Below are 13,058 nucleotides of genomic sequence, written 5' to 3'. Positions count from 1 at the left end.
CCAGTCTCACAATTATCAAACAAAATGACAGGTTATCTCCTCGCCATCCTGTATTAATCTGACTCGCAATACAAAAAGCAATGCGGTCTGGAGGCTTCCAAACCGCATTGACTAATTAGTCGTTTTTACCGTGGCAATTTTTATACTTTTTGCCGCTGCCGCATGGACACAAATCATTACGCCCTACTTTATCAACTTGACGAGGTTTTTTACGTTGATCAGAGTCAACTCGACCTTCTTCCTCAGTTGGATGAACTGCTTCACCTTGAGCTACCTGCTCCCGTTGTACATTTTGTCTAATTTCAGCTTTCATGAATAAACGGGTCGTATCGAATTCAATCGCACCAATCATTGTTTCAAACATTTTATACCCTTCTTGTTGATACTCAACAAGTGGGTTATTTTGTCCATATGCTCGTAAACCAATAGACTCACGCAATTGATCCATTGCATCAATGTGATCTGTCCATTTCATATCTACTACACGTAAAATTACAACTTTTTGGAACTCAAGTAATTGTTCGCTACCATTTAAAATATCCGCTTTTGCTTGGTAAACAGCTTTTGCTTGATCGAATAACATCGCTTTGATCTCAGCTGGTTTTTTACCTTTAATATCTTCAACACTAATTGAATCTTCATGGACTAGACACGAACGAGCAAAATCAACAATTCCCTCATAGTTCCAATCTTTTTCATTTTCAAAAGCTGTATGATCATCAACACTGCGATTAATCGTGCGTTCAACCATCCCTAGAAGCACATCAGTTAGACTATCGTCTTCCATAATAACTTGGTTACGTTGACCGTACATGATTTCACGTTGTTCACGCATTACATCATCGTATTGTAGTACATTCTTACGAGTGTCATAGTTATTACCTTCCACTCGTTTTTGAGCAGACTCCACTTGTTTTGATAACATCTTACTTTGGATAACTGCGTCATCTTCTTCGATCTTGAAACGATCAAGCATTGCTTTTACGCGATCAGAACCAAAGCGTTTCATTAAGTCATCTTCTAATGATAAATAGAATTGAGTCACACCCGGGTCACCTTGACGACCAGCACGACCACGTAACTGATTATCAATACGACGAGACTCATGACGCTCAGTCCCGATAACCGCTAAACCACCTAATTCTTTAACACCCAAACCCAATTTAATATCTGTCCCACGCCCAGCCATATTGGTAGCGATTGTTACTGCCCCTTTTTGACCTGCGTTTAAAATAATATCTGCTTCTTTAAAGTGATTCTTAGCATTTAAAACTTCATGAGGTACTTTTTCACGATTTAATAGCTGTGATAAGTATTCTGACGTCTCAACCGCCACTGTTCCCACAAGAACAGGTTGGCCTTTACGGTGACGCTCTTTGATATCAGCCGTCACAGCATTAAATTTACTTTCCAATGTTGGGTAAAGTAAATCAGGGCGATCATCCCGAACAATTGGACGGTTAGTAGGAATTTGAATAACTTCGATATTATAAATCTCACGGAACTCTTCTTCCTCTGTCTTAGCAGTCCCCGTCATACCTGATAGTTTTTTATACATCCGGAAATAGTTCTGGAACGTAACGTTAGCCATTGTTTTGGTTTCATCTTCGATTTCTACAGCTTCTTTAGCTTCAATCGCTTGGTGAAGACCGTCAGAATATCGACGACCATCCATAATACGACCAGTAAATTGGTCAACAATCATGACTTTGCCATCTTGTACCACGTAATCAATATCACGTAACATGATATAGTTGGCGCGTAAAGAGTTGTCAACATGATGCGTCAACGCTGTGTTATCAATATCGTATAGATTATCAATTCCAAATGTTTCTTCTGCTTTTGAGATTCCTTCTTCAGTCAAAGCAATTGTTTTTGATTGAACATCAATTTTATAATCTTCTTCTGCAACTAAACGCTTCACAAAGTTATCTGCACGCGCATATAGAGCCGTTGATTTTTCAGCTTGACCAGAAATAATTAATGGTGTTCTCGCCTCATCAATTAAAATTGAATCAACCTCATCGACAATGGCGTAGTTTAGTGGACGTTGTACCATTTGTTCACGGTAAACTACCATGTTATCACGTAAATAATCAAAACCTAATTCATTATTCGTACTGTAAGTGATGTCACAAGCATATGCGTGACGTTTCTCTTCAGACGATTTAGAATTCAAATTAAGACCAACTGTCAATCCAAGGAAATTGTACAATTCCCCCATTTCGCTAGCATCACGTGTTGCCAAATACTCATTAACCGTTACAACGTGAACCCCTTCGCCTGTCATAGCATTTAAGTATACAGGCATTGTAGCTGTTAATGTTTTACCTTCACCAGTCTTCATCTCAGGAATATTTCCATCATGTAGGACGGTTCCCCCCATTAACTGAACTTTGTATGGGTACAGTCCCAACACACGTTTAGATGCTTCGCGAACTGTCGCGAAAGCCTCTGGTAATAATTGATCAAGTGTTTCACCTTTTTGATATCTTGCTTTGAACTCCTCAGTTTGAGCTTTCAATTGCTCGTCACTCAAAGCTTCCATTTGTTTTGCATAGCTATCAACCTGATCTGCTATTTTTTCTAAGCGACGTAACTCTTTTTTGTCGCTTTCGATAATTTTTTTAAGAAAATTAGCCATCTTGTCTTTCCTTTCCTAAATAGAATAAAACTGATTACATTTTATCTACATGTCATAATAAATATTGAGATATTACCCCATCTTTTTTATTCTAGCATTTTTGAGCAAAAAATGAAACATTTTTTAAAGATATCCTGCCTTTAGCAAAAAATTAGTCCTGTTTATTTACAGCATCATTGAAAAACACTCATGTTTCACTCTGACTCATTCAATGTAAAAATCTCTTTCATAAATAGACTAGCTAACGTGGCAATCATTTCTATCACTTTCCAACTCAATACGCTATAATGTTAGAAGACCTAAAGTTAATTTTGAAAGGATTCCTTATATGACAAAACAACTCCTAACTTTTGTAGTGTGTCTTGTTATTTTATTAACGGGATGTGGCACTTTAAAAAAAGCTAACATCAATAATACAAGCACTATACCACAACCAACACTGAATTTAAACACGCAACGGCCAATTATTTTTCTCCATGGCAGTGGCGGCTCAGAAAATGATTTAGTCCCTTTTGCTGATCGTCTGACACTCAACAGCTCGCTCCCTACAAGCCAGCTAAGAGTAACTATCAGTAAGGACCATCATATAACTTACTTAGATAGCTTAACGGATAAAAAGCAAACCCCGCTAATTTTTGTTGGTTTCGAAGACGATAATGCGCCCATTGAAGAATGGTCTGAAGGCCTTGCCACTTTTCTAAAAGAGCTAGTTCAATACTATCACTTTGAAAAGATTGATTTAGTCGGTTTTTCCAACGGTGGTTTGGCGGCCGGCTACTATGCAGAGACCTACTCTAACACTGGAGGGCTGCCGCAACTCCAAAAACTCATTATGATCGGTGCCCCCTTTAATGATTTGGAACCACTAAACAATGAGGAAACACTTGATTTCTCTGATCGTAGCAATCAAGATCCCTACTTTGATAAATTTTTACAAAAGAAAAAAGAAATTTCCCCTACTTTAGCTGTTTTAGCAATTGCAGGAGATGTCGAAGATGACTCAATGTCAGATTCAGTTGTACCTGTAACCAGTGCCTTAGCTTCACGGTTTATTTTTCCAGAATACGCTCTTTCTTACGAGGAGAAATTAAGTAAAGGCGAAGCTGCTAACCATGTTGGGCTCGTCAGCAATAACCAAGAGGTTGACGACTGGGTCAGTACTTTCCTATTTAACACACCTGATCCCTCTAAAAAGGTTGAGCCACAATTAATTGCCTCTGAGTAAGCCTCAAATAATAGTAACTTTCCGAATAAAAAAAGGTAAAAATTCGATTTGAATTTTTACCTTTTTATTTAATTTATTAACGATTAATTGGTCTCGATTAAGCCGTACTTACCGTCTTTACGGCTATAAACAATACTTGTGCCATTCGTTTCTGCATCTTCAAAGATAAAGAAATTATGACCTAACATGTTCATTTGTAATACTGCTTCTTCGCTGTCCATTGGTTTTAATGATAGGCGTTTAGTCCGAACTATTTCAAGCTCTTGTTCTTTCGATTCTGTTTCTGTTTCTGCTTCTGCTTGATTATTTAAGAAAACTGCCGCTGTTTGTGTATCGACAGCCACCTCACGTTGCTTACGATTAATTCTTGTTTTAAATTTGCGAATTTGTCTTTCTAATTTATCAACAACTAAATCAATACTTGCATATAAATCATGAGACGTTTCTTCTGCTCTCAACACAATATATGGTAGTGGAATGGTTACTTCCACTTTGGCATTTTTATCTGAATAAACTTTCAAATTTACATGAGCTGTTGCTTCAGGAGAACGTTCTTTATCAAAATAGCGCTCTAATTTAGACACTCTTTTTTCAACATAAGCTCTAATAGCATCCGTTACCTCAATATTTTCTCCTCTAATGTTAAATTTTAGCATAGCAATTACCCCTTTCGTCTACCAATAGAAAGAAACTGGAAAGGACCACTCTCTCCAAGTGTTTCTTCTTACTCTCATTATAACTAAGTTTCGACTAAAACACAATTATTGTTCTCTGTTTTTTAAAATAAGGAGGAGAGCCATTGATTCCGCTTACTTCCTAACAACTTATTAGCCCATCGACCTGAAATTAATTGATTTCACCGAGCAAGAGACACCGTTTTAATTTCCTTAGGTCTTCCCAACTCGATACATTGCCTCGCATGCATCATTGTTCTTCCAGTTGTATAGACGTCATCAACTAGTAAAACACGCTGATCAATAATCATTCCAACACTTTTCTTCGGTAGATAAAAGCTCTGCTTAGTTTGTAGTCGAGCTTTTCGCGTTTTACTAGACTGCCTTCCATCTTCAGGCTTTTTTTTCACTAGTAACTGGTACGAAACATTAGCCGCCTTTAATAATTCCTCTACTTGGTTAAACCCTCTTGATTTTAATCGCTTTTTGGATAGCGGAATTGGTATAACGAGCCAACCGATTTGCTTGGCAAAATAGCTCGCGATAGCCGGGCTAAAAGAACGAGCCAAATTTATATCTCCTTTAAACTTATATTGCTGAAACCAATCATGAAGTGCTTCATCATAGCAAAAAAGACTCTCATGCTTAATCCCTGTCTCTGGATAAAGCTCTTGCCAATCGTGACAATCTGAACAGTATCCACTTACAGATGGTTTGTCACAGCCTTGACATTTTGGAAATTGATTATTTAAAGTAAACAATCGCTGGCAAGTTACACATAATTCTTTAGCTTGAATGGGACGAAAAGAAAATAGCTCAACTAAGGACAGGTTGTTAGCAAAAAATTGTTGGCAGTATAGACACTTCATTCCTTAATCAAACCTTCCTCTCTTGCTAATTGATTTAGCGAACGAATCTCACTAATTGCTCCTTTCATGGCCTTCGTCCAACCATCGTGAATAAAATAAACATGACCATGAGGGTCAGTAAAACTTCGCCCAGCCCGACCCGCTATTTGAATTAGACTTGCTTTATTAAAAACAGCATGATTACTACCAATCACAATCACGTCAATATTTGCAAAAGTAACGCCTCTTTCCAAGATTGTAGTCGTTAAAAATAAATCATAGTTTGCTTCTCGCATCTCACTGATTTTTTCATGACGCTGATCGTCTTTCGAATGAGCCGAGCCAATCCGTGAATCAGGGAACTCCATTTGCAAAACTAGAACCATTTTAGTTAACCATTCGATTGTCGGACAAAAAATTAGTGTTCGTCGCCCCATTTTCAATTGCTTAATTAGCAATCTTTTGCACGCAACTGATACGAGTTGTCGACTAGCCATCTTTTTCCAGCTATTTACCCAGATTAATTCAGGAACTGGCAACGGATGCCCATGAAAACGAACAGGTAAAACTATTTTTTCTAGCGATCCATCAGTCACCTGCTTCTCTAGTTCAGGTGTAGATGTGGCTGTCAACATAATATGAGCAGCCTTTGCTTTTTTAGCATTTTCGACAGCAACATGCAAGAGGGGATTACCGATAAATGGAAACGCATCGACTTCGTCTACAATCAACACATCAAAGGCCTGATAAAAGCGCAATAATTGATGCGTTGTACACACAACCAATGAAGAATAATGATATGGCAGTTCTTGTTTGCCATGTAATAAGGCAATCCTAACTTCTGGAAAAACCCTCTGCAAGCGAGGAAACAACTCTAAACAAACATCTACCCGCGGCGAAACAATACCAACACGCCAGCCTCTTTCTAGAGCCAATTGGACTCCTTTAAACATCATTTCAGTTTTTCCAGCCCCAGTCACCGCATGAACCAATAACGTTTGACGTTTCCGGACAACTTCTAAAAGCCGTTCTGAAACAACTATCTGGCTAGCCGTCAATCGTCCTGGCCATTTCATAGCTCCTTCATTCAGGGGCTTAGGTCGTTTACTTGTCCCATAGAACTGTAAGTTGCTTTGTACGCGACCTAACTGGATACAAGCTGGACAATAATAAAACGTTTCATAGACATTAACAATTTTCACTTTCTCTCGCTCATGCCATGTCTCACAACGTAAACATTGAATTGAGTCCTTATCTCTTAGCATTGTAGGATAGCAATTAATTTGATCGCATTTTAAAGCCCCCCTCAGACTTTTCGGAATTTCCTCTAACAACAACCGTCTTCCTGAAAAAAAACCTAGCTTATCCATCGTTTCCTCCTCAAAATAACACTTTACTCATACATACTTTCGCAACTCTCGTTATGTTTCATTTATTTTTATAGAAGAGTTTGCGCAAATGGACTATACTTACACTATACTATTAAGAAAGGATGATAAAATTGAAAACACATATTAATCTACCTTCCAAAGATGGCGTAACCTCTCTTCATTTAGTCCAGTGGAAACCGGAAGCCCCGAACGCGATTTTACAAATTATCCATGGTATGGCGGAATTTATTGAACGATATGATGAATTTGCTACTTTTCTCACACAACATGGTTTTTTAGTGATTGGTCATGATCACTTAGGTCACGGGCAATCAGTAGCCCCTGATAATCCCCTTTACGGTTATTTTTCAGACTCACAAAGTCCTAATATATTAATTAAAGATGCTCATCAAGTGACTGAGTTCATTCAAGGAAAATATCCTGAATTACCCATAGTTGTTTTGGGACATAGCATGGGCTCCTTTGTTTTGAGAAACTATTTAACCCGCTACTCACAGTCACTCCAAGGAGCAATTATCATGGGAACGGGGGGACGTCGCCCTGAGTTAAAATTTGCTCTCCCCTTAGCAAAAGCCCTTAACAAACAACAACCCAAAGCGATCAATCACTTTTTTGATAAAATGGCTTTCGGCAGTTTTTCGAAGCATTTTCCAGAAAAACGATCAGCTTTTGACTGGCTAACCAAAAATCCCGATAATGTCGATAACTATCTCAATCACCCTCATACTGGATTTACTTTCACAAATAATGGCTTTTATACACTATTCACTTTAATGGATAAAGCGACTGAACCTAATTGGTTTAATGAGGTGTCCCGTGACCTCCCTATTTATATTACAAGTGGGGAACAAGATCCTGTTGGCAATTTTGGTAAAGGGCCACGAGAAGTTGCTAATGAGCTAGCAGCAGCTGATTTTAAAGATGTTACCTTACATTTATATCATGACTTACGCCACGAAATTCTTAATGAGAAAGAAAAAGAAATTGTTATGACTGATATTTTAGTTTGGCTTGAGCGTCACTTATAAAAATTAATTAAATAAGCACAACAAACAGAAAAAGACAATCAAGCCTCTATCTCAGCTTGGTTGTCTTTTTCTCTCGCAGCATTTTGTAAAATAATGTCGACCAATTTCATTTGTGGGACATTCAGCTGTCGACCTTGGATTATTGCTTCTAATCGAGCGAAATCACTCGCTTCCCTCTGATAAAAAGCGACTAAACTAGCGACTGAATCAGGGGAAAAAGTCTGAGGTCCCAGATCAAACTGTTTAAAGACCTTTAAGGCTCGACTATCAAAGGCTGGCACACACCCTAATGTTCCCAGTAAAATTTTTGTAATAAGTTGTTGAGAAACAGGACTTTCTGGTTCTTTTTTACCTACTCTCGCATAAGTTTCTAGTCTAATTTGATGATAAATAGCTGTGATTTTTTTAGTTAGTTCAAACAGCTTTTCCTGATTCTCAGTCATTCCCAGCGCTTGACTAGAAATGCCACTGAGAACATGATAGGTAGGCTCACAAATGAGCTGAATCGCTTCACGGTGAACTTTGTAGCCATTTTGCAAAATAAATGATGACCCATGATACATATTCGCTTGAGCTAAATAGACACTTAGATGAAGAGATAACATATTATAATCCGTTGCTGTTAACGAACGGTAACGACTGTCACAAAAATAATTAAAACAGTGATACCAGACCCATTCTTCCTGATTTTCCCGCTCTAATAACCCTTCTAAATAACGACTACCAACTGCTTGGGCGTTAAAATTCTTCACTCTACCACTACCTTCCAGCACTCCTTATTAAATAGTATACAGGAGTGTTATCAAAAGAAAAGCATGGCTTCCCCCAAAAAGGGGCCACCATGCTTAGAAATCTTAATTATTTAGAATAAACCTCGATTCCCACCTTTTTAATGATGTTGATTAGCTCAGAAGGACGATCAAAAAATTCTTCTAGAGCGACCTCTTCCTGACCATTCAAAAAAGTCTTAACTCCTAGCGGAATATGGTAACAATTCCCATCAAAGTTGACACGAGTCTCTGAACCATCTACATGCTCAATAATCAACTCACGATATCCCAGCATTTTGACTATATGAGGGTGTCGTAAATCTGGTTTGCGAATAATTCGATGATCACCATAAGGAACATAATGAAATATTCTAGTGGGTCTTTTTTCCCCATAAACTAGCGCGCCCTTATCCAGCTCGCGATCAATTGTATGAGGATAAAGAATCGCTGTTTCATCCTCTTCAAAACTACCATCCTCTTGCTCCAGCTTAACTGAAAACAATAAATAAGGATGTAACTCGATCCGCGCTCGCTTAATATCTGTCAAAGGAATGCTTGATTTGTCCTTCAAGATAATCCTTTCACCATCAAAAAGTCCCTCAACTATATCCATTTGTCTCGCTCCTTTTATTGGCAAATATTCTATTTACCTTTAAATTTGTGAAAAATGCTCAAATGAAATGACTATCTCTATTGTTTAGTTCCCTCTTGATTTAGGTAGTCATTCCTCGCCTATTTTACTATCATTTTATTGATAAAAGCAATAGTTTTTAACGAATCTATCATCTAGATAAAATAATCTACCTTTATTAAATCGGCTTCGTTTGTGAAATTATTACTATTTTCATACTAAATAAGCAGATTTTATCAATTTATTAAAAACAGCATACTCTTTTGCCAAATTAATATGAACCATCTCATATCCAGCATTCAACCAACCGTAAGCTCCTTTTTCTGGATATTTATAATCATTAGCCCACCAGTCTTCCGTTTTCCTTGCTGATCTAGGTAGCCCACTATATGGAAATAAAATTTCATCAAATTGAGTAAAAGTTAAGGTCACTTGAGAACCGCCATTGCTTGTCATATAGCGGGTAACTGCATCATATTTCCGCTCACGCCTTGGTTGATAATGACTCGCCATTTGTTTCACCTCTTCTTTGAAGTTTAGATAGTTCTATACTATTATTATCTCATAAATACTAGCACTTGCAACTGCTTACAAAACAAAATAAGGAGGAGAACTTGCACCTTTCAATCACATTATACTATACTAAAGAGGAAACGAGGTGCTTTATGCTATCACACTATTTGACCGTCAAAGAAACCGGTCAACATGAAATTGAAATAAAAAAATCACGCTTTATTTGTACCTTAGCCAGAGTAACTAATGAAGATGAAGCGAAAGCAATTATTCACAAAATAAAAAAAGACCACTGGAAAGCAAGCCATAATTGTTGCGCTTATGTAATCGGAGAGAACAATGACATTCAGCGTAGTAGTGATGATGGTGAACCATCAGGAACAGCAGGCGTTCCTATGTTAGAAGTCTTAAAAAAAAGACAATTAATTAATACACTTGCTGTCGTCACACGTTATTTTGGCGGCACTGAACTGGGTAAAGGCGGGCTAATTCGGGCCTATAGCGGTGTTGTCTCGGAAGCGTTGGATACCATTGGTATTGTTGAAGGGCGACTTCAACAAGAGATCATCGTAGAGCTTGATTACAGTAACCATGCCAAATTCGAAACCTTCCTTGAACAATCCCCCTATGACTTATCTAAAACAGAATTTACGGAGATTGTCGCAGTTACCTGTATGGTTGATGAGGCAGCCACAAGTGACTTTCAGTCAGATGTTACAAACTGCCTCAACGGACAAGGTTCTATTCGTCTAGGAAATAAATCTTATTTTGAAAAAGATTATTCGCCAACCCACTAATCGTGTACGACTCAAGCATGCAGGTAAAGGCGCAATAAAATCACTTTTTATTGTGTCTTTTTTTTTCAGCTTCTTCTCCACACCTGTTAGCTTCCAACATAGCTCTGGTCAAACTTTCAATCGTCAGCTCACCTGCCAGATAATGACTGGTTTCATTTGGAGCAAGCGCTCGCTCGGCAATAACTACTAGCGAAGAATAATCAGCCTTATCAATAAATAATTCTGCTAATGTAGTAGGGAGTTGTAATTCTAGATAAAAACTAATAAACTGAGTAATTTCTTTTTTAGGTCTCCCTTCCAGTACTAACTGCACTAAAGTGCCAAAAGCAACTTTCTGCCCATGACTCAAGGTTTGAACCTTGCCTTTTATCACAGAGAGGCCATTTTGAATAGCGTGAGCCGCAGCCAATCCACCACTTTCAAAACCAATACCACTTAAGAGCGTATTGGCTTCAACTACTGCTTCAAAAGCAGGTGTCAATTGTTTCGCCCGATTATCGGCTACTGCTGCCAGTCCAAACTCAAATAGTGTTTTTTGACAAGCTTTAGCAATAGCAACGGCTGCTATTGTTGGTTGTCCCCCAAGTAAATTGTTGCCCCCCTGCTCCACCACTGTTCGTACTTCTACATAAGTTGCTAAGGCATCTGCTATTCCTGATCTCAATAAAAAATCTGGCGCCTGAACAATAATAGCCGTATCCACTAAAACAACATCTGGATTTTTGTGATGGTAACTATACCGTTCAAACAACCCTTCTTGACTATAAACAACTGAAATTGCTGATGTTGGAGCATCCGTACTAGCAGCTGTTGGAATAACTGCAATAGGCAGCCCTAACTGGTAACTGACTGATTTCCCTAAATCAATGGCTCGCCCGCCTCCTAAAGCAATAACAAAATCACTGTTAATTCTTTGAATCTGATTAACTAAATTGACACTCTCCTCTTCCGAGGATTGTGCCTTTAGAAAAAAAGCTGTTACTTCAAGCCCATCATTTATTAGCTGATTTGAGAATTGCTGACCACAAATCGCCCATACTCTTTCATCAGTTACGATTACAGCACGATGTCCTAGCTTTTCAATAAACTGTCGTTCCTCCTTTAAAACTCCTGGCCCTTGAATGTAACGACTCGGACTTCCAAATAATTTTGCCATCGTTTGTCTCCTCTTCCTTTTCTGTTATATTGTTACATTTCTCACAAATAATAAAAAAATAGGAAACTATCATCAGCTCCTATTCCTTTTAAACAATTATTTTTCAAGTAAAAATTCGAACCTATTGCCAACATATTGAGAGCGAACATACTCAAAGGGCTGCTCATTTTCAAAATAAGTAATTTGCCGCAATCGCAAAATGGCGTCTCCTTTTTTGATATCTAGATGCTCTGCTATTCGCTCAGAAGCAATCATAGCAGTAACTCTTTGAACCGCTTTGCCAATTTTTTGTTCGCTGTGTTCTGCTAAGGTTTGATATAAAGATTGTGTAATTTCCTTTTTATTGTAATCTTTCACAAACTCATAAGGAATGCTTGTCACCTCAAAGCAGATGGGTAAATCATCTGCATAACGAATCCGCTCCATTCGTAAGATTTGATCGTCTTCATTCAATTTTAGTTTTTCCATCTCACTAGAACTTGGTTTAGTCACAAAATAAGAAGTGGTTTTACTGGCAGGCCGTTTCCCTTGCGACACCATAATCTCTGAAAAACTTGTTGTTCCCGTCATAGTTTCCTGTACTTTTTTACGAGCTACATATGTTCCAGAGCCAATTTTTCGTTCCAAGATTCCTTCATCGGCTAAGGTCTGTACCGCTTGTCTTAAAGTCATCCGACTCACGCCAAACTGAATCGATAGCTCACGCTCAGAGGGTAAACGGTCTCCTACAGCCCACTTCCCTTTTTCAATTTCTTCTCGAATTTGGTCATGTATTTGTATATATATTGGTAGATTTTTCTTTGGCATCCTATCCTACTCTCCCTTTCTCAAAGAACTATCACGATTGGTCTAACACTCAATAATGTAATCAACTCTGTAAAAACAGTCTATTCTTTCTACTCTATTATAACTGGTATATACCAAACTTACAATAAGAATCTAAAAAAAATTAAAAAAGCAAGACAATCCTCCTCAATAAAAATGGATAACTAATCTTATTTACACATTTATTTGTTTAGGCTGTATAATAAATAACGATTTTGCTAATTATAATCGAGTAGGAGAATAATCATTAATTGATTATTCGTCCTCTCACACCACCGTGCGTACGGTTCTCGTACACGGCGGTCCAATTTTATACTAAACATGTACTTTATATAATAATCAAGTGGAGAGATTAGCCCTTTTCGGGCTAGTCTCTTATTCGTTACTGTGGTCGTCATAATCCAAGAAGCTGACACTCTCGCACATGATTTACTGGAATGGCCATTTCCGCATAACGTCGTGGTCTAAATCCATAGCTATCCTCATGAAATTGTTTGTCAAATAGCGGCGTTAACACTTGGGCAATCGCTTGTTGTATCACACGATCTACGACAGT

At 38.0% G+C, this 13,058-nt stretch carries 12 protein-coding genes; 3 read left to right on the top strand and 9 right to left on the bottom strand.

Translation table 11 applies throughout. The features are described from left to right. Positions 1–115: 115 nt before the first annotated feature. Positions 116–2,644 (bottom strand): preprotein translocase subunit SecA, encoded by a 2,529-nt coding sequence (gene secA, locus AC5KOD_RS12665; protein WP_496914935.1) that lies wholly within the window; start codon positions 2,642–2,644, stop codon positions 116–118. A 328-nt stretch (positions 2,645–2,972) separates the two neighbouring features. Between secA and AC5KOD_RS12660 the strand changes: the two genes are divergently transcribed. Continuing rightward, the gene (locus tag AC5KOD_RS12660; protein WP_496914934.1) at positions 2,973–3,869 is read left to right on the top strand and encodes an alpha/beta hydrolase; all 897 of its coding nucleotides are present in this window, start codon (positions 2,973–2,975) and stop codon (positions 3,867–3,869) included. Positions 3,870–3,952: 83 nt separating this feature from the next. On the opposite strand, the gene hpf is transcribed toward AC5KOD_RS12660, so the two are convergent. The 3 genes from hpf to AC5KOD_RS12645 all read right to left on the bottom strand — a co-directional run bounded on the left by hpf (position 3,953) and on the right by AC5KOD_RS12645 (position 6,761). Then, entirely contained in the window at positions 3,953–4,525 is a 573-nt protein-coding gene (gene hpf, locus AC5KOD_RS12655; protein ID WP_496914933.1) for a ribosome hibernation-promoting factor, HPF/YfiA family, read from the bottom strand. Between the two features lie 200 nt (positions 4,526–4,725). Further along, positions 4,726–5,412, bottom strand: coding sequence for a ComF family protein (locus tag AC5KOD_RS12650; RefSeq protein ID WP_496914932.1), 687 nt, complete (start codon positions 5,410–5,412; stop codon positions 4,726–4,728). After that, positions 5,409–6,761: an ATP-dependent helicase ComFA gene (locus AC5KOD_RS12645; RefSeq protein ID WP_496914931.1), complete on the bottom strand. Its 1,353-nt coding sequence runs from the start codon at positions 6,759–6,761 to the stop codon at positions 5,409–5,411. Before AC5KOD_RS12645 ends, AC5KOD_RS12650 begins: the two co-directional genes overlap by 4 nt. Before the next feature lie 131 nt (positions 6,762–6,892). On the opposite strand from AC5KOD_RS12645, the gene AC5KOD_RS12640 reads away from it, so the two are divergent. After that, positions 6,893–7,810 (top strand): alpha/beta fold hydrolase, encoded by a 918-nt coding sequence (locus AC5KOD_RS12640; RefSeq protein ID WP_496914930.1) that lies wholly within the window; start codon positions 6,893–6,895, stop codon positions 7,808–7,810. A 38-nt stretch (positions 7,811–7,848) separates the two neighbouring features. On the opposite strand, the gene AC5KOD_RS12635 is transcribed toward AC5KOD_RS12640, so the two are convergent. The 3 genes from AC5KOD_RS12635 to AC5KOD_RS12625 all read right to left on the bottom strand — a co-directional run bounded on the left by AC5KOD_RS12635 (position 7,849) and on the right by AC5KOD_RS12625 (position 9,724). Continuing rightward, positions 7,849–8,562: a hypothetical protein gene (locus tag AC5KOD_RS12635; RefSeq protein ID WP_496914929.1), complete on the bottom strand. Its 714-nt coding sequence runs from the start codon at positions 8,560–8,562 to the stop codon at positions 7,849–7,851. Positions 8,563–8,668: 106 nt separating this feature from the next. Further along, positions 8,669–9,193 (bottom strand): hypothetical protein, encoded by a 525-nt coding sequence (locus AC5KOD_RS12630; protein WP_496914928.1) that lies wholly within the window; start codon positions 9,191–9,193, stop codon positions 8,669–8,671. Between the two features lie 231 nt (positions 9,194–9,424). Continuing rightward, positions 9,425–9,724, bottom strand: coding sequence for a DUF7662 domain-containing protein (locus tag AC5KOD_RS12625; protein ID WP_496914927.1), 300 nt, complete (start codon positions 9,722–9,724; stop codon positions 9,425–9,427). A gap of 152 nt (positions 9,725–9,876) precedes the next feature. Here AC5KOD_RS12625 and AC5KOD_RS12620 point away from each other — a divergent pair, with 152 nt between their 5' ends. Further along, complete coding sequence (locus tag AC5KOD_RS12620) at positions 9,877–10,521, top strand: YigZ family protein (RefSeq protein WP_496914926.1); 645 nt, start codon at positions 9,877–9,879, stop codon at positions 10,519–10,521. A 40-nt stretch (positions 10,522–10,561) separates the two neighbouring features. On the opposite strand, the gene AC5KOD_RS12615 is transcribed toward AC5KOD_RS12620, so the two are convergent. Next, positions 10,562–11,677, bottom strand: coding sequence for a glycerol dehydrogenase (locus AC5KOD_RS12615; protein WP_496914925.1), 1,116 nt, complete (start codon positions 11,675–11,677; stop codon positions 10,562–10,564). A 96-nt stretch (positions 11,678–11,773) separates the two neighbouring features. Beyond that, positions 11,774–12,484 carry a GntR family transcriptional regulator gene (locus tag AC5KOD_RS12610; protein ID WP_496914924.1) on the bottom strand — a complete coding sequence of 237 codons (711 nt, stop codon included), beginning with the start codon at positions 12,482–12,484 and terminating at the stop codon, positions 11,774–11,776. Positions 12,485–13,058: the final 574 nt, after the last annotated feature.

The organism is Vagococcus sp. WN80Y (assembly GCF_059621045.1).
The sequence above is the reverse complement of the archived record's forward strand: the minus strand, read 5'-3'. Positions and strand labels throughout refer to the sequence as shown.